Below are 26,179 nucleotides of genomic sequence, written 5' to 3'. Positions count from 1 at the left end.
AGTTAATTTTTAATTCTCAAGCAGCAAAAACAAACGATCAGAATGAATAGTTCAGTCCTCCGAATACATTCAAACCAAGCCTGGAATAGTAAAGGTATTTTTGGTAGGTTTTGCCCAACAGGTTATTCGCACGAAGAAAAACTCCTGCTTTACTATTAATTCTGTATTCAGCGCCTGCGCTTATATCCATAAAGCTTTTTATTTCAACAACATTTACCGGGGAGCTTAAAGTGCCCGGTGTTCTTGCCGAAGTTTCACCCTGGAACAGGAGCTCACCGTCAATTATTATTTTTTCATTCAGGTCGAAACGTGCGTTTGTTGTGAGACGCAGGTTCGGTTTAAACCAGGCCTCTTTCTCAAATTCCATTTCATAATTATAAATCTCAGCTTTACCTGTCAAATTAAGTACCTCTGAAGCTTTAACGTTGAATTGTCCATTCAGTCCGAAAATTTTACTGGTGCCGTTGTCATAAATAGCGTCAAAGCGATTGATAACAGCAGGATTATTCACAAATAACAAGAGGTCATCCACGCTTTTGTAGAATCCCATTACCTTGTAACCGAATTCAGCACCAGCATTCCCTTTAACGCCAGCGTAGATGTTCATTTTTTCAACTGAATTCTTGATGGAAATGTTCTGATTCAGAAAAGGGTTTTCCATGGTTAGGTCTCTTAAAGAAGTCTTTAAAACGTCACCGTTTACTCCCCCGAATAGAATGGCATAGTCTGGTACCACAGGTGCTTCAGCGGAAACAGCTGGAAAAATATTTGTCCTGCTGTTGTCTCCAAATTCCTGAACAATATTAGCTCCTATATTTAACACGAAGCCTTTTCCCTTAAGCTGGATATAGGGGTTAGCGCGAAGAATATTATTCCCCATTTTATATGCCGAATCTTTTACCGATGTGAGATCGGCTGATGCGTTCAGTCCAAGATTAAGCATGCTGATGGTCTTATTAACCGACCCGCTGATAATCGCGGTGCTTTCCCTTCCTTCATTTATATTACCGAACTGATAGGCATTAAGGTTTAATGAATAATCGAAAGGCGAGTTCTCTGTGTAATTATTCATGAGTTCAACCTGCCCGATTAATGTCCCGAATCGTTGTTTATCCATGTTAACCATAGCCGACGACACCGGATTGAACCCGTAGAAGAAGGTAGATCTGCGGTCGTACATTAGTTTTCCTGAGAGTGAGTAGGAATCCATAAGGGATCTACCAAAAACACCTACTTGTTGAGTAGAAAATTGCTGGCGGTCCTGATCACCGTTTTGAGAGAGATGCTTGAAAAATGCCCCGGCCTGCAAAGCCTGATCGCGGCCAGTGTTGACGTATACTTCTCCTAATGCAGTTCCTGAGCTCCCAGCAGCTCCCTTGGCATAATTATTACTAAGAACAAGTTCTGCCTCGTCGCTCATTTTCTGAGCATCAAGTTCTTTGATGTTGGAATTTAGTTCCAGTTTTTTATCTACGATGTTATAAGTCTGGACAGCTTTATAGGGCTGATCATTTTTCAAATCAGGGCTCCGACGAATTTTCACAGCGTCAGCCAGTACAGGCTTGTACGGCCTAACTACTTCAATTTCTTCTGTAAGTGTGCCGGTAGGTTGAGCAGGTTGTGGTTTATCTTGTGCTAAAAGAGCATTTGAAAAGCACAGGGCAGCAGGTAGAATTATATATTTTAGAAAAGGGATCTTCATCTTTTTTACCATTTATTTTATTGCAGCCAATTTTTCTTTTGCCGTTGCTAATATGTCATCATCGTCGCTTTCATAGTTGTCGATGATACTTTGAAGAGTACTTTTTGCCTGGAAATTATCTTTTAATCCGACGTAGTTATCGGCTATAAGAATATAGGTCTTTGCAACCCAATAATCGTGTGAAGACATATTGTTGGTCAGTTCGAAGGCAGTTGCAAGTGAAGTTTTGTAATCTCCTTTTTCATTCTGGAGTAGTGCTACATTGTATTTCGCTTCAGCACCAGTCACCGTTTGAGTTTTGTCAGCAACTAAACTAAAGAACTTCAACGCTTCAACTTTGTCGCCTATGATCAGGTTTGCTTTGCCCGAATACAGGTCCGCTCTGTATTTTTCTTCCTGGGATGATTTTTCAAAATCTCTTATGAACTGTGCATATTGTAAGGTTTCATCTGGCATTTTGATATTGGCATAGGCTTCCATCAGGTTATTGATCGCATATCCATAATGTGCGCGGTATTCTGAGGTCAATTCTAATTTTTTCAGGTGCACAATGGCTTCATTATATTTTTTCTGAGAAAGATAGATTTTGGAAATACTGATTAGGGCACGTTCTGTATAATCACTCGTCCAGTCGTTAAGAATATACTCATAGTCTGGAATTGATTCGTCCGGGCGGTTCAGCCTGACAAGACTTTCGGCTCTGATAAAACGAGCATGCTTATCATGAATAGGCTTATTAGAGAATTTATCAAAATAGGCGTTCACAGACTCAAAAGTTCCCTGATAGTCTCCATTCATGAAGCGGTTATTCGCTGCCTGAAATGTGATGTTATCCTGCTCTGCCGTAGTTAAATTTCCTATGCTCGTGGTATTTGCGTAACTCAGGAAGCCTTCAGCATCAGACTTTTCAAGATAAATATTCTTAATAGATTCAAGGGCTAATTTTGCTTCGTCAGTGGTAGTGTACTCACTCACAACCCTTTTAAACGTCTCTATCGCAGCATCATCCTGATCCTGGTTTAATTGCACCAGGCCGATCGTAATAAGTGCACGTGGTACATAACTGCTTCTTGGATATTTTGCGATCAATGCACTCAGGTCATTTTTAGCAATATCAAATTCATTCTTAATAAAATAGGTGTATGCGATTTCAAATCCTGCGTCATCTGCATAGTTCGACTTCGGATATTGTGCAAGCAAACCTTTATGGGTTGCAATTTTCTCATCATTCTGGCCCTGCAAACCCTGTATCATTCCCCTTTGAAACAAAGCGTAATCCTGACTGGCAGCATTCGAGGAAATGATCCGGTTATAATAAACTGAAGCGTTTCCATAATCTTTTAAGACGAAATAGGAATCTGCCAGCCTCAGTACTGCATCGTTGATCGTATTACGATCTTTTTCGTCTCCCTGAAGGAAGCGGCCGAAGTAGGTAGCTGCCTTCCGATAATTCTCATGTTCAAATGCTGCATAACCCAGGGCATAATTAGCATAATTATATACATCGGTTTTGCGGGAAGCCGGGAGATCAAGAAACTTCTCAAAATTATCCACAGATTCTCCAAATTTTCTGACCTCGTACATGGCTTCAGCAAGCCAATAGGTGGAAAGCGATTCTATGTCAGTATCAACGACATTGTCGTTGGAACGCATAAAAGTTGAAATTGCATTTTGAAAAGCACGTTCGTTATAGAATTCCAGGCCACGGTAATAAGTTACCTTCTGATAAACCTCTTTTGCCTCACGGTTTTTGTTAGGGATAGACTCTAAAATATCTATCGCGTCTTTGTAGTTTTTTGTGGATAATAAGATCTCACCAAGCAGTGTTTTTGCCTGGTCTACTTTGACCGATCTTGGATAAGTTTTAATAAAAAGCTGGGTTGCATCCAGGGCAACCTGGTGGAAATCCAGTTCATACGACAATTTAGCGTAATTGAACAGTCCCTCTTCCTGAAGTTCCTTGTCCAGGCTTATTTTTGAAGCTTTGAAAAATGCACTACGGGCTCCCTGTTTGTTATTTGTCTTAAGAAAAGACTCCCCGAGGGCAATCATTCCACTCTGGAAGTACTCGTCAGCGGAAGAAAGTTTTTCCAGTTCAACTATCGCTTTATTATAATCCTTCAGCTTGTACCAGGTATAACCAATCTGGTAATTATCCTGATTATTCTGAGTTTTACCCAGATCCTTTTGCTGGAAGTTCTGGTAATACTTTCCGGCATTGGTATAATCTGATTTTGCGAAATAGGATGCGCCGATGATTCTGAACATTTCCGTCTCATACAATTGTTTTGATGAGTTCAGAATAGGAATAGTATAATTTATTACATCATCATATCTCTTATCCAGGAAATATAATGCAGAAATATAGTATGGGTAAGTGTTTTCATAATCCTTAGAGCCTTTTAGACGTTCAAATTCGCTTAATGCGACCTTGTAGTTTTTTGAAAGGTAATTAAGGTATGCGTAATAGTATATGGATTGTTCGCTGTAGACGTTCTTTTCATCTTTTAACTGGGCGAATAAAGGCTCAGCGTTTTTATAATCTTTCAGTTCAAAATAAGAATAGGCAAGTTTAAACCTATATTCTGCAGATTCTCTGCCCGATAAACTGTTACGGTCAAGCTTGGTGAGCCACTCTACAACTTTTGCATAGTTCTTCTGTGCAAAATAAGAGCGTCCAACCTGATAATAAGCAAGTTTAGTGTTACTATTTACCGGATGCTGAGCTATAAATTTTAGAAAGAGACTTTCAGCGTCGTCATTTCCTAATTCAAGTGCACAAAGGGCCAGGTAATATTGGGCGTTTTCTTTTAAAAGGCTCAATTCTGGTGTTGCTTCAGGCGTTGCAGATGATGCAGGCAGAAATTTTTCGACCTCGCTAAATTGGCCGGCTGCTGCGGCAAACTTTCCTTTTTCAAGGAGTTCAACACCACTTTTATAGGACTGGTTCATTTCAAACCAGGCGGTATTTTGAGCAAGAGCAGGGGAGGTGGTAAAAACGACGAGAAACGCTATAAATATGTATTTTCTGAGCATAAGTAACCAAAATAGATATCGCTAAATTAAGCTAAACTTTAATAGCCAATTAACATTAGTAATTAACAACTGTTGAAAACAGAATAAACGGGAATAATCTTTCGATGTTATTCTGAAGATCTTTTTTAGTTTCTCTGACTTGCCAGCAGATAGAGTACAGCCATTCGGATGGCCACTCCATTCTCAACCTGTTCGAGGATTATGGACTGTTTACTGTCCGCTACATCACTGGTGATTTCCACTCCCCGGTTGATAGGTCCGGGATGCATTACAACGATCTCCTTATCCAATGAATTCAGGATCTTTTTATCTAATCCATACATCATAGAATATTCCCGTAAAGAAGGGAAATATTTAATATCCTGTCTTTCCAGTTGGATCCGCAGCATATTAGCAACATCACACCAGTTTAAGGCTTTCATCAGGTCATGTTCGACTTTCACGCCAAGTGTATGGATGAATTTCGGAATCAGGGTACTTGGTCCACAAACCATTACTTCAGCACCAAGCTTTTTAAGACAAAGGATGTTTGAGAGGGCCACCCTAGAATGGAGTACGTCACCTATAATTGCTACTTTCCGCCCGGCAAGTTCCCCGAATTTCTCCCTGATTGAAAAAGCATCAAGCAGAGCCTGGGTAGGATGCTCATGAGCCCCATCTCCTGCATTTACTATCTGGGCATCAACATGCTTGCTCAAAAACACCCCGGCACCTGCATAGGGATGTCTCATCACCACCATATCTACTTTCATGGAAAGTATATTATTCACGGTATCAATTAATGTTTCCCCTTTGCTGACCGAGGAGGAAGAGGCGGCAAAATTTACCGTGTCGGCCGACAATCTTTTTTGCGCGAGTTCGAAGGAGAGCCTTGTGCGTGTAGAATTTTCAAAAAATATATTGGCAATAGTTACATCTCGTAGTGAAGGGACCTTTTTAATCGGGCGATTAAGAACATCCTTAAAAGTATCAGCTGTTTCAAAGATCAATTCAATATCTCGTGTGGTGAGATCCTTGATTCCAAGGAGATGTTTTACGCTTAATGTTTGGGTTTTCTCCGCCATTATTTTTCTGAAAGTAGGATAACCTTGTCTTCTTTGTCGGTTTCTTTCCAGCTCACAACAACTTTTTGTGAATCTATGGTATCTACCTTTATGCCAATATAATCCGCTTCTATGGGTAAATGTCTTGAATAACGACGATCAACGAGGGTGAGCAGTTCAACTTTGGCAGGACGGCCAAATGCAAGCAGCGCGTCCATAGCAGCGCGAATCGTTCTTCCGGTCCACAGTACGTCGTCAACCAGTATCACATTCTTGCCTTCTATGAAAAAATTGATCTCTGTAGGGCTTGGAACCAGAGCATCTTTCCGTCGGAAATCATCCCGGAAAAAGGTGATGTCAAGATTTCCGCTTTTGATCTTTGCTTTAGGCAGTTTTTTTTCCAGTTCATCAATTATTCTCTTTGCAAGAAAAATTCCCCGAGGTTGAATTCCTATGATAACTGAATTAGTGAAAAGGTCGTGATTTTCGATTAACTGATGGCAAAGGCGCTGAATGGTGATCTGGAATTTGTGACCGTCAAGCAAGGTTAGGTTCTGCATCAATGCTTTAATTTGACCAAAAATAGGGAAATAAGTTGAAAGGTGAAACAAAAAAAGCCCTCCGGTTTCGCGGAGGGCTTTGATATTTTAAAGCTTAAATTATTCTGCTGATTCTTCAGCTTCTTCTGAAGCTTCAGGTTTAGCTGCTTCAGCAGCATCATCTTCAGTTTTCTTTGCTTTTTTGGCTTTGCTTTCTGCACCTTCCATCTTCTCTTTCAGCTGTGCCAATACACCAAGATCACCTAAAGTTGACTTCTCAACAGATTCCTTCACTTTTTTAACAGCGCTGGTTGTTGCTTTAGCTTCTTTCTTCTTAGTATTGAATTCTTCTTTACGCTCTTCAGCTTTTGCCTCTTCCCAGATGCGGGCATGAGAAACTACGATACGTTTAGAATCTTTGTTGAATTCAATTATTCTGAACTCAGCCGCCTCGTCTGCTTTTACAGAAGAACCATCTTCTTTTACCATGTGTTTTGTAGGAGCGAATCCTTCAACACCATAAGGTAAAGCTACGATAGCACCTTTGTCAGTGACTTTCAACACAGTTCCTTCGTGGATTGAATCCAGTGTGAATACAGTTTCTAAAGTTTCCCAAGGGTTTTCTTCAAGTTGTTTGTGTCCTAAGCTCAATTTGCGGTTAGCCTCGTCAAGTTCTAAAACAACCACATCTAATTCTTCACCAACTTTAGTGAATTCGTTAGGGTGATTAACTTTCTTAGACCATGAAAGATCAGAAATGTGGATTAAACCATCAATTCCTTCTTCAATCTCAACAAACACTCCGAAGTTAGTCATGTTCTTAACTACAGCTTTGTGCTTGCTTCCGATAGGATAGCGCTCACCGATGTTTTTCCAAGGATCTGGAGTAAGTTGTTTGATACCCAGGCTCATTTTGCGCTCAGCACGATCAAGAGTTAATACCTGAGCTTCAACTTCATCGCCAACTTTCAGGAATTCCTGAGGATTGCGAAGATTCTGAGACCATGACATTTCTGATACGTGGATCAGGCCTTCAACTCCTGGAGTGATCTCAAGGAATGCGCCATAATCAGCTACAGTAACAATTCTTCCTTTTACTTTAGAGCTAATTTCTAAGTTAGTATCTAAAGCTTCCCAAGGATGTGGAGTTAATTGTTTTAATCCTAATGCGATACGTTTCTTCTCGTCATCAAAATCAAGAACAACCACATTTATCTTCTGATCAAGGTTTAATACCTCACGTGGATGCTCTATGCGGCCCCATGAAATATCAGTTATGTGTAATAAACCGTCTACGCCGCCAAGGTCGATAAACACACCGAAATCAGTAATGTTTTTAACAGTACCTTCAAGTACCTGACCTTTTTCAAGCTTAGCAACGATTTCAGTTTTTTGATTTTCTAAATCGTCTTCAATAAGCACCTTGTGTGATACGACAACGTTTTTAAACTCATGGTTGATCTTAACAACCTTAAATTCCATTGTTTTACCTACATAGATATCGTAATCACGGATAGGCTTGATGTCGATCTGCGATCCCGGAAGGAAAGCTTCAACACCCATAATATCCACAATTAGACCACCTTTAGTACGGCTCTTAACAAAACCAGTGATGATTTTGTCCTGATCTAAAGCTTCATTGATAGTTTCCCATGAACGCTGAGTTTTTGCACGTTTGCGTGATAATACCAACTGTCCGTTAGCATCTTCCTGCGATTCTACAAATACATCAACTGAATCACCAACCTTAAGGTCCGGTGTGTCACGGAATTCAGATAATGATACAAGACCATCAGATTTAAATCCGATGTTCAATACCACATCTTTGTTGTTAATCGATACGACAATACCAGCGATGATCTCGCCTTTTTCGATCGAATTAAACGTTCCTGCATACATCTCTTCAAACTTTTCACGGTCTGCAGCGCTGTAATTGCCAAAACCTTTGTCATCCGCATCCCAGTCGAAATCGCCGGAAGGGGTGATCATAGTTTTAGATTTGATCTCTTCGATCGATACTGAATCAGCTTCTGATTCAATAGTTTCTTTTTCTTTAGCCGAAGTGGTTTCTTCGCCTTGAAGTTCCGCTTGTTTAGCTGTTAACTCCTTTTCAGCTTCTAGTTTTTTAGCCATTAATTAGTTTATCTCCTTTTTCCGATTTAAATCGGACTGCAAAGGTAGAAAAATTCATTTTTATTAAAAAACATTTTCTCTCTTTATTTATTGAGTATAAGTTTCTTCCGCTGATCTTTGAAACTTTTGAACCTCTGTGGGGTTATAGGATTATAAAATCATACCATCATGAGCGGAGAAGAACTTAGGCCTGATAGCAGGTTGAAAAATATAGCTGATACTATAGATGCATCGCCAAAAGATGATTCTGAAAAGCTGGTACAGGTGAAAAAGAAAGACAATGCCGAGGATAAAGACAACGAGTTTTTATTGCATGAGAAGCCATCTGACGAACAAATGCATGAATCGTTTGATGACTTACGGGAAGATCATAAGGACGAGGAATCTGATTAAATAGCTGTTTTCGTCAGTAATGGTTTAATATATTCCATAACGAAATCCAGTTGCTCTGTTTGATCGATCGTAGTATTATCCAGGATAATTGCATCATCTGCCCTGATCAGGGGGCTTTCCTCGCGGGTAGTGTCCAGGAAATCACGGTGAGCAATATTGTCGAAAATTTCTTCCATACTAACTTCCTCTCCCTTGAGCTTCAATTCGTTAAAACGTCTTTCTGCGCGGATTTTTGGGTCTGCAGTCATGAATATTTTAAGGTCGGCATTAGGGAATACAACGGTTCCAATATCCCGTCCATCCATGATAATATTTTTGGATTTGCCCATTCGTTGTTGCTGCCTGACCATCTCAACGCGCACCTCTTTAATAGCACTCACATCGCTCACCAGTTCAGAAACAGGCATCTGACGGATTTCCTCAGAGACTTCCTCTTCGTTTAACGTGATATGGCTTTGATAATCCCGGGAGTGGAAATTGAGATGAATATCGCGCAGGGCAGTATTGATTGCCTCATGGTCGTCGAGTGGTATATTATTTCTTAGAAAGTATAAAGTAACCGCCCGGTACATCGCACCGCTATCGATATATATAAAATGGAGTTTCTTAGCCAAAGCCTTTGCAAGAGTGCTTTTTCCGCAGGAAGAGTAGCCATCTATGGCGATAACGATGTTTTTGCTCATCAGGGGACAAAAATAAGGTTTGATTTGGATTTGAGTGGGAAATTATTTTTTAACGGGGAAATTAATTGGATTAGGGAATAAAGAGCAAGGAATAAGGAGCAAAGAATAAGAACTTGGAACTGGTTCTTAACCATTGGGGCTCTCTGATCGAATTTAAATACCTGTTATGGGTACAGTGCCGTAGTCTTTGTTCCTTGCTCTTTGTTCTTTACTCTTTTCCCTACTTTTACCCATGCTTTTCTCCAAACAAGATCTCACCCGGGAAATAACCTTCAAAACATCCCGCAGTGGAGGTAAGGGAGGGCAGAACGTCAATAAAGTATCCAGCAAAGTTGAGATAAATTTAAATATCCACGCCTCGGCATTGTTCAACGATGAACAGAAGGCGATTCTGGCTGAGAAGCTTGCTAATAGAATAAATTCCGAAGGTATACTACAGGTTATTACGGAAGAGGACAGGAGCCAGCTGAGAAATAAAGAGCTAGGTTTAGAAAAACTGATAATTCTGCTTCGTAACGCGCTTCATAAGCCGAAAACCCGCAAGGCAACAAAGCCGGGAAAAGGAGTGATCGAGAAACGGCTAAAATTCAAGCAGGCAACGGCAATAAAAAAAATTAATAGGCGTAGAGGGGATTGGGAGTGATTTCCCTAGTTAAACCTGTAAAAAAGCGCCGCCGAGCCATATTGGTGAGGTTTTGCCAGACTTTTAACTTCCCTCGACTTGAACATTAATGAGAAATCTGCCATCCAGCGTTTTTTGGAATAAATTACGCCGGCTTGCTGACTAAAGACCAGGGGTTTTGTATCGAACACTTTGGGTCCTTTGTCTTCACGAAATAATCCCCCTTCAATGGTGGCATCGTATGCTATATAATTTAATAGGGGTTTGGCATACAAGAAAAATTCCTTTTCTGTGAGATCTCGCGTTTGGCTATTGTTTGACACCGTGCTTTCTGTACTAGCCGAATGAAAAAGCTGGTTGAGATTCCCCGTCCTGAACATAAGTCCCGCACCCGCACCGGCATAGGTCGTACCAAGATTGATATAGGAATCAATGCTCAGGTCCACTTTCCCCTTCTTATTTCTGAATAATAGATTTTTATAGGCCACTCTACTGTTAAAAGCCAGTTCATCCTTAACCTGCCATTCCCATCCTTGTATCTCATAAAATCCTACAACACTGTGTAGGAATTCTTGTGTTTCTTTTCCCTTTGCATCTGGTCCAATAGTACCAGCCTGCAGGCTCACTTTCAGGGAATTTTCGGAATTGAATAGGAAGTTTAAACTTCCGCCGGCATAAAGATAAGCTGCAAAGGGGCGGTCTACGAATGAAATATCTGTGATACTACCCGACTGCGGATTGTACATTTTCTGCCCTGCCTCAGCTTCCCAGATAACTTTATTCAGCTTTTTATTTAGTTTACTCTGGTCGGCCGCCCTCCGGAAATATATAAAGAGACCATTAGTATAATACCTATCCTGGCCGTAAGCCAGGTAAGCATCATTATCGCTTCTAAAACCGAACTCATTTTTGAACTTGTTCTCCTGAGCGATAAGAGTACCAGGTATCAGTAAAAACAACAGGAGAATTAATTTGGATACTTTCATGTAAAACTTCAAGTAAGACAGTTTTATGCAATCTGTCCTCAGGTCAACTAATTTTTGCGGTTTAACAGGATTCCGACCTTGAATCCCCCGGTAACACCAAGTCCGCTATCTCTTCCGGTAGTCAGTGCATAGTGGTTGCCCACGTAATCATAGTAATATTCTGAATTTTCCTGAGCGGCATTTCGATTATCGAGAGCATATCCTAATCCTCCATACAGGTCGACTAATAAAAGCTCCCCAAGAACCCACTGTTTCCCAAGATTTATCAGAAGTCCGCCAAATGATATACTTTCCCTGCTTACGCGCGGGGCGCTGGTGCCACCCGGAAAACTCTCGATATTGTTATGCTTGTAAAAACCTAACAATAATTCGGGCTTGACATACGCACCCTGTAATACATGACTGTATTTCGAACCTTTATTAACAAAGTCGGGAAGTTTCGAAAATTTATACCCCCCGCCAATGAAGATCCCGGACGCTTCACGATAAGTAGTTGTTGGCTGGTTATTCGTTCTATCGTAAAACGTATCAATATCCTGCCTCTTGCCCAATCCGATAATGCCGAGAGAAAACTCGTATCCTCTTCCAGGCCGTAAATTATGCTCGAAATTAAGTTGGGTATAACCGAGTAATGGAGCTAAAAAATTAACTTTCATTGCATCTTTCGCCTGGTCCTCGTATAACTTAGGATCCTTCAGATTACTCTGATAGGTTTCTACCCTGCCATTTTCATAAACAACTTTGATGATCCTGTCTTTGTCCAGTGCGTATAAGGGGCCTGACTGGTCACTAAATATTTTGTACTTAATCTCATCTGTTCCAATTTCGATGATCCGCGCCTCTACTATTTCACCGCCTTTTTTAAAGATTTTATCCTGAGCTTTCGCTGTTAGGGCGAATGCAAAAAACACAAGCAATAGGTAAATGCTCTTCATAATTTAAATCCTAATTGTAAGGTAAGATAGAAAATAAAGATTAATAATATAAGTACGTATAAATCCTAATTTACTGTCGGAAGAGCGGGTTCCTTGAAAGTCAGATCGATGGCATCTTTCACCTTTTCTTTGATCAATGCAAACTCAATTACCTCTTTCATTTCAGATACGTAATGAAAATTAAGGTCTTTGATATAAGTTTCTTTGATCTCCATAATATCTTTTTGATTTGATTTGCACAAGATAATATCCTTGATGTTCGCCCGTTTGGCTGCAAGAATTTTCTCTTTTATCCCACCAACTGGCAAAACTTTTCCGCGCAGTGTGATCTCACCAGTCATCGCAAGATGCGATTTTACCCGTCGCTGGGTAAACGCCGACGTTAATGCAGTCAGCATTGTAATACCTGCTGAAGGACCATCTTTAGGAGTAGCTCCCGCGGGAACGTGGACATGCACATCCCACTGATCAATCACACGGTGATCTATACCGAATTTTGAAGCATGTGCTCTAAGATAGGCCATAGCGATAGTTGCAGATTCTTTCATCACATCACCAAGGTTTCCGGTTAGGGATAACTTTCCTTTACCCGGACTTAAACTTGCTTCGATAAACAAGATATCTCCACCAACCTGGGTCCATGCCAATCCGGTAACTACACCGGCAACGTTGTTGTTCTCATAGAGGTCTTTATCGAATAGGGGCGGGCCAAGAATTTTCTCTACGTCCGCTTTGCTGATAACCGGATTATACTCCACCTCCATAGCAATTTTGGTCGCGATACCACGTACCAATGAGCCCACTTTTTTCTCTAGTCCGCGGACTCCCGATTCGCGGGTATAATCTTCGATAACTTTCTCTATGACCGGAGGTTTCAAAGAAATATTAGCGGTCTTCAGGCCGTGCTGTTCTCTCTGCTTTGGCAATAAATGCTGTTTTGCGATCTCAATTTTCTCTTCAATAGTATAGCCGTTAACTTCAATAATTTCCATTCTATCCAGCAGAGCCGGCTGAATGGTGCTTAATGAATTCGCTGTTGCGATGAACATTACATTGGAAAGATCATAATCAACCTCCACATAGTGATCATAAAAGGCATTATTTTGTTCAGGGTCGAGTACCTCCAGTAAAGCTGATGAAGGATCTCCGCGGAAATCGTTCCCTACTTTATCTATTTCATCTAATACAAATACTGGATTAGAAGTACCTGCCTTTTTAATTGACTGTATAATACGTCCCGGCATAGCGCCAATATACGTTTTACGGTGGCCTCTGATTTCGGCCTCATCACGAATGCCACCAAGAGCCATGCGGACATATTTTCTCCCGAGAGCTTTTGCTATTGATTTACCCAGGGAGGTTTTACCCACTCCCGGAGGGCCAACAAGACATAAGATCGGAGCCTTCATGTTGTGCTTCAATTTCAGCACAGCCAGGTATTCTATGATTCGTTGTTTGACTTTTTCAAGGCCGTAGTGATCCTTCTCAAGAACTTTCTCAGCTCTTTTCAGATCAAAATTATCTTTAGTGAATTCGTTCCATGGCAAGTCGAGCAGAACCTCCAGGTAGTTGATCTGAATGGAATAATCAGCAGCCGCCGGATTCATTCTGGCCAGTTTTTCAATTTCCTTCCCAAAATGATCAGCAGGCTCTTTCGCCCATTTCTTTTTCGCAGCCCGGGCTCTTAAATTCTCCACCTCCAGATCCGGGGAGTTGCCGCCCAATTCTTCTTGAATGGTCTTTAGTTGCTGATTAAGGAAATAATCGCGTTGTTGTTTATCGAGATCAACCCGCACTTTCGATTGAATCTGGTTCTTAAGTTCCTGCATTTGAAGCTCCACCGTTAGATGCTCCAGAACCATTTTTGCCCTCTCCCTGAGATTTGCGACTTCGAGCATTTGTTGCTTCGCTGCAACATCTGCATTCATGTTTGAGGAAATGAAATTGATTAGGAAAGATGCGCTTTCAATATTTTTGATTGCAATTCCGGCCTCGCTTGGAATATTGGGCGATAACTGGATAATTTGCATAGACATCTCTTTGATTGAGGCCATCAATGCCTTAAACTCTTTATCTGGCTTAGGCCTCAATTCCTCGAACTTCTGAATGGAGGCTTTTATATACGGATCACTTTGAACCTCTTCATTTAAGCGGAAACGCTGCTTTCCCTGGATAATGACAGTCGTATTGCCGTCAGGCATCTGCAGCATCTTAATGATTAAGGCCACTGTCCCAACTTCATTGAGCTGGTCAAAAGTCGGATCCTCGATGCCCACATCACGCTGGGATACCACCCCAATAATGCGGTCTCCCCGGTAAGCATCTTTTATAAGTTTTATGGATTTGTCTCTCCCTACGGTGATTGGAATGACAACCCCTGGAAAAAGCACGGTATTTCGTAATGGCAGGATAGACAATATGTCTGGTGTTTCTTCATTGTTCATTTCCTCCTCGTCCTCCTGTGACATTAAAGGAAAGAACTCTGTATCTTCATTTATTAAAGGCAATGTTCTGTTAAAATCAAAGTTGTCGTAATTACTCATCTATATTTGGGAAAACGTCATAATGACAGTAAAGTTATTCTATTACGGCTCTAACCGCTGTAATAGGTAAAAGTGCAAGCGATGTGCCAATTCAACCTGACAATGAATTTAGTCAGATTTAAATTAATATTCAGACAAAAGTACTGAACATAATTGAACCTCATAAAACATGAAGCCAACGATTTTTTTTCATGTATTTACTAAAAGTAGTACATTTAAAAATAAATCAATCCCCGCACCGTTAATTGAACGAGACAAATTTTCCCTAACCCACATGAGATCGTATACACTTATTTTATTTTTAGTTTTATTTACAACAATTGTATCTGCCCAGAACGCCAATTATAAAATGGGGGAAAGAGCTCTGATCAACGGAGATTTTAAAGCTGCGGTAACCAGCCTCGAAAAAGCACTTGCCGCAGACACAAACGATGTGAACACCTTATACATGCTTGGCTATTCTTATTACCATGCAGGTAATTATACCAGGGCGGTCGGTACATTCAACCGCGTTATATCACTAAAACCTGGAGAAAATAGTGCATACTACTATCGCGGAAAGGCCAGGAATTTCATGGCAACTGAAACTAAAGGCATGTCCAATCCGGATCGTGAAAAATTGTTGCTGTTATCTATACGGGATTTTAGTAAAGCTATAGAATTGAATTCTGAAGATGTGAAGTTGTACCAGAACCGGGCAGTTGCGTACCGGGACTATGGCGTTTTGAAAGGACAAAAGATCCCTAACTTCCATGACAAGACCAAAGCAATTAATGCATTCAAATCATGTATCAGCGACTTCGAAAAGGTACTAAGCCTGACACCTGGCCGCAAAGACATCACGACCCAGTTAGCAGATGCCAAAGGTTACATGAAAAATCTATATTAATTTTAGATAAGACAAATAAGGAGCCCCGTTAATACGGGGTTTTCTTTTGAAGAGTAATTTATCAGAATAAACCTTTGTTAAAGTCAGTACGCAAATTCGAAAATCTTCATATCACCTGCTGGTTGCTGAAGGATACCTTCTGGGTGATGGATTTAAAAGTACCCGGGATGATCATGATCCTTCCGACAGTTTTTCTTGCTTTTTATATTACCTATAGGTTTAGATCGGTTCCATCGGAGTTTTACCACAATCTGGCTGTCTGTTCATGGATACTAGCAAATACTGTTTGGATGATAGGTGAATTTTTCTTCGACGATACCCTCCGTCCTTATTCAATCATCTTTTTCTGTACCGGGTTACTTGTGCTTGCGATTTACTACCTGTTCATACGTAATTCCGCAAAAGAATCCGAATCAACTGATGTTGTATAAAGCAAAGTCTCCGGGATAACGCAGAGGCCGGAGACGAAATTGTTTGATCGCTAAAAAACCCCGGTTATTTCATAGTTGTTCTTCCCCAGTAGAATGACATCCTGTTTTTTTACGATCCGATAAAGTGAATCCGGGATGTAATGGAGCTCTTCGGTGGAATTATATAGGTAGTTGGAAGTACTGTTTACTATCCTGATCTCACTTAATTTTCCAGTATTATCCTTTTTGATGTGAATAGACTTCGTCCGAAGGTCATTATCGAGAGTGGTATAAGAGGTACTGAGGCTGTCGGACTGAATGTTGTAACTATCCCTCCAGGCAGGCTTATTGATATCTGAATCGGTGAATAACGCTAATTCCGTTGCCCAGGAAGGGGTGAAGTTTGCTTTGGTTTCAGAAACACCATTCCTGCTCACAGTTTTATTTACACTGGCATCTTGTTTTTCAAGACGCTTGATTTCGGCACTAAAAAACTCCTTTATATCATAATATTTTTTTTGCTCCCGGACTTGCTCGGTTCCGCTGCATGCAGCAAATAACAAACAGGCAAGGGTCAACTTTTTCCCTATCATTTCGATACGAGGATCTGGCCCGACATGATTGGAGGGATAGGAACGTTCATTAAGGTGAGTATGCTTGGCGCAATATCACCTAGTTTCCCGTCAGCAATATGATGAAAGTCTTTATCAATCAAGATGCATGGAACCAGGTTAGTGGTATGTGCGGTATTGGGCGATCCATCTTCGTTGATCATAAAATCAGCATTTCCATGATCGGCAAGAATTAAGAATGAATATCCGTTCGAAATGCCGCAGTCGACGACATTTTGAAGGCATTGATCCACTGTTTCGATGGCTTTTATTACAGCTTCGAAAACACCAGTATGCCCCACCATATCGGGATTGGCAAAATTAAGACATACAAAATCAGGCTGGCCTGTTTGAAGTTCAAGGCATATAGCCGCCGTTATTTCGCGGGCGCCCATCTCTGGCTTCAGATCGTATGTTGCCACTTTGGGGGATTGAATTAAGATACGTTTCTCGCCTTTAAACTGCGTCTCACGTCCTCCTGAAAAGAAGAATGTAACGTGAGGGTACTTTTCCGTTTCGGCTATTCTAACCTGGGTTTTACCGTGCAGTTCCAAAACTTCTCCTAGTGTCTGGCCGAGATCATCCTTTGTAAAAACCACATTAACATTGCTGAACGTGTCATCATAGCTTGTCATGGTTACATAGTACAGCGGAAGAGGCTCCATGTTATATTCAGGAAATGCCCTTTGTGTGAGTGCAGTTGTAATTTCCCTGCCGCGATCTGTCCGGAAATTGAAACAAATAACCACATCACCTGGCTCTATCTTTCCAATAGGTAAGCCGTCATTGTCGATCTTGACAATCGGGTCAATAAATTCGTCTGTAATTCCCTCGTCGTATGATTTTTGAATGCTTTCTGAAATATCATGGCAGAGTTTCCCTTCGCCCCGGACAAGCATGTCGTACGCAAGCTTTACACGTTCCCATCTGTTATCCCTGTCCATGGCATAATATCTTCCGATGGCTGAAGCGATGATTCCGCCGGAATGCTGAAGGTGATTTTCGAGATCGAGGATATAAGAAAGACCCGAATTCGGATCAGTATCCCTGCCATCCATGAACGGGTGGATAAAAATGTTCTTGATATGGTTTTGCTTTGCAGCATCACACAAACCTTTAAGATGTTCGATGTGTGAATGTACCCCCCCATCCGACAACAAACCGATAAAATGTACATTTTTATTCGATTCGCGGGCATATTCAAAGGAAGCTTTTAATACCGGATGGTTAATTAATTCGTTATCCTTGACCGCTTTATTAATCCGTCCGAGATCCTGATAAACAACACGGCCGGCACCCAGGTTCATATGTCCGACTTCAGAATTGCCCATCTGACCTGCAGGCAAACCTACAGCTTCACCCGATGCTTCGAGTTTTGAATTTGGGTAGTTAGCTATGAGATGATCAAAAAATGGTGTTTCTGCGACTTCTACAGCGTCAGTATTGTCATGTTTTCCATAACCCCAACCATCAAGAATAAGGAGTATTGCTTTTTTATTTTCCACATACAAATATACATCTGCTCATTAAAATATTGTATAATATTTACATTATGGCATAATTTTGGCAATAGAATAGAATATCATGAGAACAAAATTTCTGCCATTTTTCGTTTGTCTCATAATGTCGATGTCGGTAGCTCGCGCCCAACAAGGTGATGTCTTTGACTCACTCGCGAAATATTTCAGTGCTTCAGATGCTCCGAAAATTTCTACCCTGTTTTCATCGACCTTAGAGATGAATATACTTTCTGAGGAAAACGTATATTCAAAAGCACAGGCGGAACAGATTATGCGCGATTTTTTCTCGAAAAACGAACCTGTATCCATCAAAATCCTTCATAGGCTAAATTCCAATCCAAACTTCAAACTAGCTGTGTTTTCTATGGCAACTGCCGAAGATAAATTCCGTATCTCAATTTCACTGAGTAGTGATGCTGAGACTTTTTTAGTTAAGCAAATCAGAATAGAATACGACAAACAATAGCATTTGCAATAAGTATTTCTATTTTTGAATCCTAACCAATTCAAATGGATTTAAATACTGATGCACTTCATGCGTTTATAAAGCAGGCCCTTCAGGAAGACGTCGGCAACGGAGATCACACTTCAATTTCAACAATTCCACAAGGCCAGCAGGGTCGCGCAAAACTACTCGTGAAAGATACAGGTGTTCTAGCCGGAGTCTCCATTGCCTTAGAAATTTTTAAGATTGTAGACTCCAGTTTAAAAGTAGAAGTCCTTATAAGTGATGGCCAGCACGTACAACCTAATGACATTGCTTTGTATGTCGATGGTAGTGTGCATTCAATTTTAATTGCGGAGCGTCTGGTTTTGAATACGATGCAGCGTATGAGTGGTATAGCTACAACTACTGATCAGGTCGTTAAATTACTTGAAGGTACAAAAACCAAGGTGCTTGATACACGGAAAACCACGCCGGGTTTGCGGTATCTTGAGAAACTTGCTGTAAAAATAGGCGGAGGGGTAAACCATCGGTTTGGCCTGTATGATATGATCCTAATTAAGGATAACCACGTTGACTATGCTGGCGGAACCTCTAAAGCTATACAGGCGGCCACGTCTTATTTGAAAGATAAAAACCTGGACATTCCGGTAGAGATCGAAGTGCGAAATCTGGCCGAAGTGAAAGAAGCCTTGAGTTGCAGCGGTGTTGATCGGATACTGCTGGATAATTTCACTTTCGACAAATTAAAAGAAGCTGTAGATTTAATTGATGGCCGGTTAATTACGGAAGCATCGGGCGGCATCACCGTGGAAAATGTACGTGAATACGCCCTGTGTGGCGTTAATTATGTATCTATGGGAGCATTAACCCATTCGGTTAAGAGCCTAGATATGAGTTTAAAGGCTGTTCAAAGCAATTAATTGATAATTCTTGACCTATTCCCTTTAACGAATTAGTATTATTGTACCTTAATGATATCTATATACTCGGTCTCCGCCTTATTAGTCGCTTATTTATTTGGTTCAATACCAACAGCGGTTTGGATAGGACAGGCTTTCTATGGAATTGACGTGCGTGAGTACGGAAGCGGAAACGCTGGTGCCACTAATACCTTTAGGGTGCTTGGTAAAAAGGCCGGTATCGCTGTGATGTTTCTTGATATATTCAAAGGATACACGGCCACTAATCTAGCCTATATGATAGGGCTTTCCGTCACGGGGCCGCAAAATTCAGTTCAGTTCGTAAATTATCAGTTAGCGCTGGGTATCACCGCAGTAATGGGACATCTTTTTCCGGTCTTCGCCGGATTTCGGGGAGGTAAGGGTATCGCTACATTATTTGGAATGATATTAGCAGTACAGTCCGAAGCAGCTTTGCTTTGTGTTCTTACCTTTGTTGTTGTATTGCTGATATCTAAATATGTATCGTTAAGCTCTATCCTTGCCGGATTTAGCTTTCCGCTAAGTGTAATATTTATTTTCCAGTCACCGATACGTTCTGTAGTGTTATATGGAATGAGTATTTGCGTACTGATTCTGGTGACGCATCAAAAAAACATAGAACGTCTGTTAAAAGGTAAAGAATCAAAAGTAAATCTGTTTAAAAAGAAATAGAATTAACCAATCTTACTAAACAGAGTTATGAAAAGATTACAATTATTTGGTGCGGTTGCAGTAAGCACTGTGCTTTTATCCTGCGCAGAGGTTCCCCTAACTGGCAGAAAGCAGCTAAGTCTCGTAAGTGATGCGACACTTCAAGGACAAGCCGCAGAGGCTTATCAGCAATTTCTTTCCGATCCGTCTACCCGGGTTATCAGGACCGGTGCTAATGCCCAAAAAGTGAAAACTGTAGGCAATAGACTCGCTGCCGCGATAAACAAGTATATGCAGGCTAATGGATATGGTGATAAATACAACTACAATTACCAGTTCACTTTAGTAGACAGTAAAGAGATAAACGCATGGTGTATGCCGGGCGGAAAAGTTGCCATTTATTCAGGTATTTTGCCAGTTACCCAAACTGATGCAGGCCTGGCGACGGTAATGGGACATGAGATTGCTCATGCGATTGCTCAGCACTCTGCAGAACGCTTTTCTCAAATGACTCTCGCACAGGGCGGAGGAGCTATTGTAGGAGCTGCAGTAGGAGGAAGATCCCAGGGAACACAAAACACGATCGGTAAGTTATACGGTATCGGAGGTCAGCTTGCATTACTGAGTTACTCGCGTAACCAGGAAAGTGAAGCCGACAGGTTAGGATTAATATTTATGGCGATGGCAGGGTATAATCCCGATAGCGCGGTATCATTCTGGCAACGTATGGCATCTGCTAAAGAAGCCGGTGGTGCACCTCCAACAATCCTAAGTTCACACCCAAGTGATGCAAGCCGTATAGCAGCTATTCAGGAATTACTTCCTGAAGCAAGGCAGTATTACAAAGGCGGGCGATAAAATGCTGAAAAACAGTAAAACCATCATGAGCCTGCCTGCGGAGGGAAGCTTATGATGGTTTTATTGTTTTAATACTTCCATAATAGCCCTTGCTTTCAGGAGACATTCCTGATATTCTTTTACCGGATCGGAATCGATTGTAATAGCTCCTCCTGTGTGAAAGGATAGATATTTATCTCTCTTGTTATAAAGCAATGTTCTGATAACGACGTTAAAGTCGAAATCGCCATCCGGTCCAAAATAACCTACAGCGCCGGAATAAACCCCTCTTTTGCTTCTTTCATAGGCTTCTGCCAGAATCATAGCACTTATTTTTGGTGCTCCGGTCATGGAACCCATAGGAAAGGTATTCGCGATAATCTGCGTGTTGGTTAAACCTTCTTTTCGTTCACAGACCACCGTTGAGATCAGTTGGTGGACCTGTTTGAAACTGTAAAGGCCAAAAAGTTCTTCTACTTTAACTGTGCCGGGCTTTGCACTTTTTGTGAGGTCATTTCTCACCAGGTCTACTATCATTACATTTTCAGCCCGTTCTTTCTCATCAGTCTGTAATTTCTCTTTCTGAGCACTATCCTGGAGCTCGTCATCATGTCGTGCCGACGTACCTTTAATAGGTTGTGAGATTAATTTTTCGCCCCTGCGGTTAAGGAAACGCTCCGGAGTGGCTGAAATAATATAATGATGATCAATTTTCAGAAAACTTGAAAAAGGGGTAGGAGAGATCTTATTCAAACGAATAAACGTGCTTACCGGTTCGATATCCGCGCCCTCAGCATAAAACTCCTGACAGAGATTCATCTCATAGATATTTCCGCGCTGTATGTGGGCCTGAATTTCGGAAACCGTTTGTTCGTATTCACTTTTAGTAAACCGGCTCAGAACTTTTATGGGCTCGGGGGCTACAGGCTCCGGAACATGCATTTTATTAATGATCCCCCAGGTTTCATCCGGATCTGTGTTGTAAATATGAACTTCCGCACCTTTGATCAAAATGGTATTTTCAGGGATAAAAAAATACAGGTCCGGGAAGCCGAGGTGGTCCGGATTGGACGATTGTAAATCCTCGAGCTCGTTTTTCAGGTCGTATGCGAAATATCCCGGGATGAAACCTTCGTTTTCAGCCAGGAAATCATCCAGCATACCAAAGGCATTACCTGCAGTCAGGGAGATCTTTTTTTTTGCCCCTGCGGCTATGAATACATCGAATGCAGAATAGGGGTCCGAATGACTGTTAGAGTCGAAATAACAAACTTCGTTGAATGAGTCGGCCCATTTTAAAGCCTTCAATTTAAAAGTGCCTGGATCAGAAGCGGTAAAAACTTTAGGAACAGGCACTTTACAAAGTCTAAATAAATTCTATACGCCTATACTAACTTAGTATCAGCGTTTGAACACGGTCTGGACCTACTGAAAGATATTTTACAGGTACTTCCAGGTGTTTCTCCAAATAAGAGATATATGCGCTCAGTTTGGCAGGAATTTCATTTACTTCCCTTATCCCGGTAAGATCTTCCGCCCAGCCCGGAATTGCTTCAAATACTGGTTCAGCTTTTACCGCCTGAATATCATAAGGCATATAATCAATTGTCTCACCATTATATTTGTAATGGGTGCAGGCATATATAGTCTCAAAGCCACTTAATACATCTGCCTTAGTCATTACCAGTTCGGTAACGCCGTTCAACATGATAGCATATTTCAATGCGGGGATATCAATCCATCCGCAGCGACGTGGACGTCCGGTGGTTGCACCGAATTCGTGGCCAATCCGTCTCAATTCTTCACCAGTCTCATCCTCAAGTTCAGTTGGGAAAGGCCCGCTGCCAACGCGTGTACAGTATGCTTTAAAAATACCAATTACATTACCAATACTTCTTGGTGCCACTCCCAGGCCGGTACAAGCCCCTGCTGAAGTTGTGTTAGAAGAAGTAACAAAGGGATATGACCCAAAATCGATGTCCAGCATCGTACCCTGAGCACCTTCCGCAAGTACTTTTTTGCCCTCTTTAAGGTATTGATTGACGAAATGCTCACTATCAACATGTGGTATGGTCTTTAACATTTCAACAGCCTCAAAGAATGCGGCTTCTTTTTCAGAAAAGTCAGGAATATCTCCGAAGTGTGATAAAATGGACAGGTGTTTGTTAACCAGTTTGGTATACCTCTCGCGGAAATCTTCCAGCATAGTATCTCCCACCCGCAGGCCGTTACGCCCTGTTTTGTCCATATAAGTTGGGCCAATACCTTTAAGTGTAGAGCCAATTTTGTCAGCTCCCATCTTGGTTTCAGATGCTGCATCCAGCAATTGGTGAGTCGGTAAGATCAAATGGGCTTTTCTTGCAATTACCAGTTTTTTCTGAGCAACCGGGTCAAAGCCATTCTTCTTTAAATTATCAAGCTCTCTTTTTAATATTATCGGATCGATCACAACACCATTACCGATCAGGTTCATGGCATTATCATTAAATATACCTGAAGGGATGGTATTCAGTACATATTTTTGATTATCGAACTCGAGTGTATGGCCAGCGTTTGGCCCACCCTGAAAACGGGCAATTAAATCATATTGAGGGCACAAAACGTCCACAATTTTTCCTTTTCCTTCGTCGCCCCATTGGAGGCCTAGCAATACGTCAATTGTCATTATATAAAATAAGGGAGTATAATAAGAAGATTAATTTTTGTTTGCATAAGCTTCGCAATGGCCTTCTTTAAGCCGGCCGCAATTGCCATACAAATTTAGTGAATGATGTTTTATTTCGAACTTTAAGATGTCGCCCATCATGCTTTGGATCTGCTGTATCCGCGGATCACAAAATTCAACCACTTTTCCGCAGTCAATACAGATGATGTGGTCATGCTGTTTATAGCCGTACGATTTCTCAAATTGAGCCATATTCTTACCAAACTGATGTTTAGTAACCAGATCGCATGAAACTAAAAGTTCAAGGGTATTATAAACAGTCGCGCGGCTTACCCGGTATTTCTTATTCTTCATATGGATATACAGCGATTCCACATCGAAATGATCGCTACGGGAATATATCTCTTCAAGAATGGCATAGCGTTCAGGTGTTTTTCTAAGACGCTTATTCTCCAGGTAGGCTTCAAAAATTTTAATTACCAGCGCAATAGTATCTTGTCCGGGCATAGTGTGATTAAATGACCTCCAAATTTATCCAAAAAATTGCTAAAATCCTTATTTAATTCAGGAAGCTTTGACAAGACTTTCCGGCGGTGAATCGAATCGCGTTACCGATGTGACGCCAGGAACTGTTTTAAGTTTAGAAATCATATCATCCAGGTGATCCGTGTTAATTACATAAACCATAATAGAGCCATCGAACATACCTTCGTTAGTGTCAACTGTTATTGAACGCATATTCACTTTAAAATCGCCGGAAATAACAGTGGTGATATTGTTTATCAGCCCGACATCGTCGATACCAATAATTCTAATTCCTGTAAGAAATGCAAGCTCTTTCTGGGAGTTCCACCGGGCCTTGACGATGCGGTATCCATAATTGGACATCAGTTTTGTAGCATTCGGGCAATTCGTGCGATGTATTTTGATTCCATCGCCCACAGTAACAAAGCCAAATACATCATCGCCAGGAATTGGGTTACAACAAGTGGAGAGTTTATAGTCGAGTTTTTGCAGATCTTCTCCAATTAAGAGGGTATCGTTATCATGTTTTACCTTCTTAGTGAACTGGTCTGTTGTGAAATTATCTGGCCGTTCCGGTTTGTGGTCAATAACTCTTTCAGAACTCGCAAACTCTTTCAGTTGCTTTACATCAATGATACCCTTTGCGACATTAAAGAACAGATCAAGGGTAGAGGGTAATTTGAAGTAGTAGGTAAGTTTATAAAGGTTGTCGGTGTTGTAGGTAATCTTCAGCGATTTGAGTTTACGTTCAAGAATCTCCTTACCGTGCTCTGCGATTTTCCTTTTTTCTTCTTTAAGAGAAGATTTGATCTTTGACTTGGCTTTCGCCGTTACCACGAAGCTTAGCCAATCTTCTTTAGGCGACTGCTTGCTGGAAGTGATTACTTCCACCTGATCGCCGTTTTGAAGCTTATAGGAGAGGGGTACAAGTTTATGATTGACTTTCGCGCCAATGCAACTTGCGCCAATATCGGTGTGAATTTCAAATGCGAAATCAAGAGCTGTTGCATTTACAGGTAACTGTATCAGCGCGCCCTTAGGAGTGAAAATGAAGATCTCATCTGAAAACAAATTCATTTTGAAATCGTCCAGGAAGTCCAGGGCATTCGATTCAGGGTTGTTGAGCATCTCCCTGACTTTATGTATCCATTGGTCAAGTCCTGAGTCGCCGCCACTGTCAGAAGAGGGTTCTTTATATTTCCAATGTGCCGCAAATCCTTTCTCAGCGATATCGTTCATCCTTCTCGTACGGATTTGAACTTCAACCCACTGGCCTCTTGGGCCCATTACCGTGGTATGAAGTGATTCGTACCCGTTCGCCCTGGGCGACGAGATCCAATCCCGTAAACGGTCCGGATTAGGATGATAAAGATCGGTTACAATGGAATAGGCCTTCCAGCAGTCAGATTTTTCATTTTCGAGTTTGCTGTTTAGAATAATACGGATGGCAAAAAGATCATAAACTTCATCGAAGGGAATATTCTTCTTTCGCATTTTGGTCCATATCGAGTGAATCGATTTCGGCCTCCCGTACACATCTGCTTCAAGTCCTTGTTCGTTTAATATTTCACTTATTGGGGATATGAAATCCCGAACAAAATTCTCTCGTTCAGCTTTTTTCTCATTTAGCTGCTGGGCAATGAATTTATAAGTAACCGGCTCCATATATTTCATAGAGAGATCTTCCAGTTCTGATTTCAGCGTATATAAACCGAGCCGGTGAGCGAGCGGTGCGTATAAATAAACAGTTTCGGATGATATTTTCAGCTGCTTATCGCGAGGCATGAAATCCATCGTACGCATATTGTGCAGCCTGTCAGCGAGCTTAATCAGGATAACCCGGACATCGTCGGCAAGCGTAAGCAGCATCTTCCTGAAATTCTCCGCTTGCAAAGAGCTATTGTAATCAAATACCCCTGAGATTTTTGTAAGCCCGTCAATGATTTTAGCCACTTTCTTCCCAAACTCACGTTCGATATCGTCGAGGGTGATGTCGGTATCTTCTACCACATCGTGAAGAAGCGCACAAACAATAGAAGTAGTACCAAGGCCGATCTCCTCAGCGGC

Annotated in this window: 23 protein-coding genes; 8 read left to right on the top strand and 15 right to left on the bottom strand. The window is 41.3% G+C overall.

Features of this window, described 5'->3' with window-relative positions; genetic code table 11:
* Positions 1–37 precede the first annotated feature (37 nt).
* The 5 genes from WBJ10_RS00330 to rpsA all read right to left on the bottom strand — a co-directional run bounded on the left by WBJ10_RS00330 (position 38) and on the right by rpsA (position 8,453).
* Positions 38–1,702, bottom strand: a complete 1,665-nt coding sequence (locus tag WBJ10_RS00330) for a hypothetical protein (RefSeq protein ID WP_424287501.1) — start codon at positions 1,700–1,702, stop codon at positions 38–40.
* Positions 1,703–1,714: 12 nt separating this feature from the next.
* Positions 1,715–4,738 carry a tetratricopeptide repeat protein gene (locus tag WBJ10_RS00325; protein ID WP_424287499.1) on the bottom strand — a complete coding sequence of 1,008 codons (3,024 nt, stop codon included), beginning with the start codon at positions 4,736–4,738 and terminating at the stop codon, positions 1,715–1,717.
* A gap of 125 nt (positions 4,739–4,863) precedes the next feature.
* Entirely contained in the window at positions 4,864–5,802 is a 939-nt protein-coding gene (locus tag WBJ10_RS00320) for an aspartate carbamoyltransferase catalytic subunit (protein WP_424287497.1), read from the bottom strand.
* Complete coding sequence (gene pyrR, locus WBJ10_RS00315) at positions 5,802–6,341, bottom strand: bifunctional pyr operon transcriptional regulator/uracil phosphoribosyltransferase PyrR (protein ID WP_424287495.1); 540 nt, start codon at positions 6,339–6,341, stop codon at positions 5,802–5,804. The genes WBJ10_RS00320 and pyrR overlap by 1 nt, the downstream gene beginning before the upstream one ends.
* Positions 6,342–6,440: 99 nt before the next feature.
* Positions 6,441–8,453, bottom strand: coding sequence for a 30S ribosomal protein S1 (gene rpsA, locus WBJ10_RS00310; RefSeq protein ID WP_424287493.1), 2,013 nt, complete (start codon positions 8,451–8,453; stop codon positions 6,441–6,443).
* Between the two features lie 168 nt (positions 8,454–8,621).
* Between rpsA and WBJ10_RS00305 the strand changes: the two genes are divergently transcribed.
* The gene (locus WBJ10_RS00305) at positions 8,622–8,846 is read left to right on the top strand and encodes a hypothetical protein (protein WP_424287491.1); all 225 of its coding nucleotides are present in this window, start codon (positions 8,622–8,624) and stop codon (positions 8,844–8,846) included.
* Here the strand turns inward: WBJ10_RS00305 and cmk are convergent.
* On the bottom strand, positions 8,843–9,529 hold the full coding sequence (gene cmk / locus WBJ10_RS00300) for a (d)CMP kinase (RefSeq protein WP_424287489.1): 687 nt from the start codon (positions 9,527–9,529) through the stop codon (positions 8,843–8,845). The genes WBJ10_RS00305 and cmk overlap by 4 nt on opposite strands.
* A 232-nt stretch (positions 9,530–9,761) precedes the next feature.
* Here cmk and arfB point away from each other — a divergent pair, with 232 nt between their 5' ends.
* The gene (gene arfB / locus WBJ10_RS00295; RefSeq protein ID WP_424287487.1) at positions 9,762–10,172 is read left to right on the top strand and encodes an alternative ribosome rescue aminoacyl-tRNA hydrolase ArfB; all 411 of its coding nucleotides are present in this window, start codon (positions 9,762–9,764) and stop codon (positions 10,170–10,172) included.
* A 5-nt stretch (positions 10,173–10,177) separates the two neighbouring features.
* Here the strand turns inward: arfB and WBJ10_RS00290 are convergent, their stop codons facing one another.
* From WBJ10_RS00290 to lon, 3 genes are all read right to left on the bottom strand, one after another.
* Entirely contained in the window at positions 10,178–11,137 is a 960-nt protein-coding gene (locus tag WBJ10_RS00290; protein ID WP_424287485.1) for a lipid A deacylase LpxR family protein, read from the bottom strand.
* A 47-nt stretch (positions 11,138–11,184) separates the two neighbouring features.
* Positions 11,185–12,072, bottom strand: a complete 888-nt coding sequence (locus tag WBJ10_RS00285; protein WP_424287483.1) for a hypothetical protein — start codon at positions 12,070–12,072, stop codon at positions 11,185–11,187.
* A 65-nt stretch (positions 12,073–12,137) separates the two neighbouring features.
* Entirely contained in the window at positions 12,138–14,615 is a 2,478-nt protein-coding gene (lon, locus tag WBJ10_RS00280) for an endopeptidase La (protein ID WP_424287481.1), read from the bottom strand.
* A 274-nt stretch (positions 14,616–14,889) separates the two neighbouring features.
* Here lon and WBJ10_RS00275 point away from each other — a divergent pair, with 274 nt between their 5' ends.
* Both WBJ10_RS00275 and WBJ10_RS00270 read left to right on the top strand, forming a co-directional pair.
* Positions 14,890–15,504, top strand: coding sequence for a tetratricopeptide repeat protein (locus tag WBJ10_RS00275; protein WP_424287479.1), 615 nt, complete (start codon positions 14,890–14,892; stop codon positions 15,502–15,504).
* 74 nt (positions 15,505–15,578) lie between these two features.
* Positions 15,579–15,935 (top strand): hypothetical protein, encoded by a 357-nt coding sequence (locus tag WBJ10_RS00270; RefSeq protein WP_424287477.1) that lies wholly within the window; start codon positions 15,579–15,581, stop codon positions 15,933–15,935.
* Positions 15,936–15,985: 50 nt separating this feature from the next.
* Here WBJ10_RS00270 and WBJ10_RS00265 read toward each other — a convergent pair whose 3' ends face one another.
* The gene (locus tag WBJ10_RS00265; protein WP_424287475.1) at positions 15,986–16,507 is read right to left on the bottom strand and encodes a hypothetical protein; all 522 of its coding nucleotides are present in this window, start codon (positions 16,505–16,507) and stop codon (positions 15,986–15,988) included.
* Positions 16,504–18,030 carry a 2,3-bisphosphoglycerate-independent phosphoglycerate mutase gene (gene gpmI / locus WBJ10_RS00260; protein ID WP_424287473.1) on the bottom strand — a complete coding sequence of 509 codons (1,527 nt, stop codon included), beginning with the start codon at positions 18,028–18,030 and terminating at the stop codon, positions 16,504–16,506. The genes WBJ10_RS00265 and gpmI overlap by 4 nt, the downstream gene beginning before the upstream one ends.
* Before the next feature lie 79 nt (positions 18,031–18,109).
* Here gpmI and WBJ10_RS00255 point away from each other — a divergent pair, with 79 nt between their 5' ends.
* From WBJ10_RS00255 to WBJ10_RS00240, 4 genes are read left to right on the top strand one after another with little or no spacing between them, the layout of a single operon-like run.
* Positions 18,110–18,511, top strand: coding sequence for a DUF4783 domain-containing protein (locus tag WBJ10_RS00255; RefSeq protein ID WP_424287471.1), 402 nt, complete (start codon positions 18,110–18,112; stop codon positions 18,509–18,511).
* Between the two features lie 44 nt (positions 18,512–18,555).
* Complete coding sequence (gene nadC / locus WBJ10_RS00250; protein ID WP_424287469.1) at positions 18,556–19,413, top strand: carboxylating nicotinate-nucleotide diphosphorylase; 858 nt, start codon at positions 18,556–18,558, stop codon at positions 19,411–19,413.
* Positions 19,414–19,464: 51 nt separating this feature from the next.
* Positions 19,465–20,106: a glycerol-3-phosphate 1-O-acyltransferase PlsY gene (gene plsY / locus WBJ10_RS00245; protein WP_424287467.1), complete on the top strand. Its 642-nt coding sequence runs from the start codon at positions 19,465–19,467 to the stop codon at positions 20,104–20,106.
* Positions 20,107–20,133: 27 nt separating this feature from the next.
* A complete protein-coding gene (locus tag WBJ10_RS00240) occupies positions 20,134–20,943 on the top strand; it encodes a M48 family metallopeptidase (RefSeq protein ID WP_424287465.1) in 810 nt (269 codons plus the stop codon).
* A gap of 60 nt (positions 20,944–21,003) precedes the next feature.
* On the opposite strand, the gene WBJ10_RS00235 is transcribed toward WBJ10_RS00240, so the two are convergent.
* The 4 genes from WBJ10_RS00235 to WBJ10_RS00220 all read right to left on the bottom strand — a co-directional run.
* Positions 21,004–22,278 (bottom strand): anthranilate synthase component I family protein, encoded by a 1,275-nt coding sequence (locus WBJ10_RS00235; RefSeq protein WP_424287463.1) that lies wholly within the window; start codon positions 22,276–22,278, stop codon positions 21,004–21,006.
* A 34-nt stretch (positions 22,279–22,312) separates the two neighbouring features.
* Entirely contained in the window at positions 22,313–23,587 is a 1,275-nt protein-coding gene (locus WBJ10_RS00230) for an adenylosuccinate synthase (protein WP_424287461.1), read from the bottom strand.
* Positions 23,588–23,617: 30 nt separating this feature from the next.
* The gene (locus WBJ10_RS00225; RefSeq protein ID WP_424287459.1) at positions 23,618–24,094 is read right to left on the bottom strand and encodes a Fur family transcriptional regulator; all 477 of its coding nucleotides are present in this window, start codon (positions 24,092–24,094) and stop codon (positions 23,618–23,620) included.
* 57 nt (positions 24,095–24,151) lie between these two features.
* On the bottom strand, positions 24,152–26,179 hold a 2,028-nt coding region (locus WBJ10_RS00220; RefSeq protein ID WP_424287456.1), incomplete at its 5' end, for a RelA/SpoT family protein.

The sequence above is a fragment of the Daejeonella sp. genome (assembly GCF_049655485.1).
In the GTDB taxonomy this organism is placed as follows: Bacteria; Bacteroidota; Bacteroidia; order Sphingobacteriales; family Sphingobacteriaceae; genus Daejeonella.
The sequence above is the reverse complement of the archived record's forward strand: the minus strand, read 5'-3'. Positions and strand labels throughout refer to the sequence as shown.

Coding starts and splice junctions, on each gene's coding strand:
- WBJ10_RS00330 (WP_424287501.1), bottom strand. CDS start 1,702: ATGAAGATCCCTTTTCTAAAATATATAATTCTACCTGCTGCCCTGTGC.
- WBJ10_RS00325 (WP_424287499.1), bottom strand. CDS start 4,738: ATGCTCAGAAAATACATATTTATAGCGTTTCTCGTCGTTTTTACCACC.
- WBJ10_RS00320 (WP_424287497.1), bottom strand. CDS start 5,802: ATGGCGGAGAAAACCCAAACATTAAGCGTAAAACATCTCCTTGGAATC.
- pyrR (WP_424287495.1), bottom strand. CDS start 6,341: ATGCAGAACCTAACCTTGCTTGACGGTCACAAATTCCAGATCACCATT.
- rpsA (WP_424287493.1), bottom strand. CDS start 8,453: ATGGCTAAAAAACTAGAAGCTGAAAAGGAGTTAACAGCTAAACAAGCG.
- WBJ10_RS00305 (WP_424287491.1), top strand. CDS start 8,622: ATGAGCGGAGAAGAACTTAGGCCTGATAGCAGGTTGAAAAATATAGCT.
- cmk (WP_424287489.1), bottom strand. CDS start 9,529: ATGAGCAAAAACATCGTTATCGCCATAGATGGCTACTCTTCCTGCGGA.
- arfB (WP_424287487.1), top strand. CDS start 9,762: ATGCTTTTCTCCAAACAAGATCTCACCCGGGAAATAACCTTCAAAACA.
- WBJ10_RS00290 (WP_424287485.1), bottom strand. CDS start 11,137: ATGAAAGTATCCAAATTAATTCTCCTGTTGTTTTTACTGATACCTGGT.
- WBJ10_RS00285 (WP_424287483.1), bottom strand. CDS start 12,072: ATGAAGAGCATTTACCTATTGCTTGTGTTTTTTGCATTCGCCCTAACA.
- lon (WP_424287481.1), bottom strand. CDS start 14,615: ATGAGTAATTACGACAACTTTGATTTTAACAGAACATTGCCTTTAATA.
- WBJ10_RS00275 (WP_424287479.1), top strand. CDS start 14,890: ATGAGATCGTATACACTTATTTTATTTTTAGTTTTATTTACAACAATT.
- WBJ10_RS00265 (WP_424287475.1), bottom strand. CDS start 16,507: ATGATAGGGAAAAAGTTGACCCTTGCCTGTTTGTTATTTGCTGCATGC.
- WBJ10_RS00255 (WP_424287471.1), top strand. CDS start 18,110: ATGAGAACAAAATTTCTGCCATTTTTCGTTTGTCTCATAATGTCGATG.
- nadC (WP_424287469.1), top strand. CDS start 18,556: ATGGATTTAAATACTGATGCACTTCATGCGTTTATAAAGCAGGCCCTT.
- plsY (WP_424287467.1), top strand. CDS start 19,465: ATGATATCTATATACTCGGTCTCCGCCTTATTAGTCGCTTATTTATTT.
- WBJ10_RS00240 (WP_424287465.1), top strand. CDS start 20,134: ATGAAAAGATTACAATTATTTGGTGCGGTTGCAGTAAGCACTGTGCTT.
- WBJ10_RS00230 (WP_424287461.1), bottom strand. CDS start 23,587: ATGACAATTGACGTATTGCTAGGCCTCCAATGGGGCGACGAAGGAAAA.
- WBJ10_RS00225 (WP_424287459.1), bottom strand. CDS start 24,094: ATGCCCGGACAAGATACTATTGCGCTGGTAATTAAAATTTTTGAAGCC.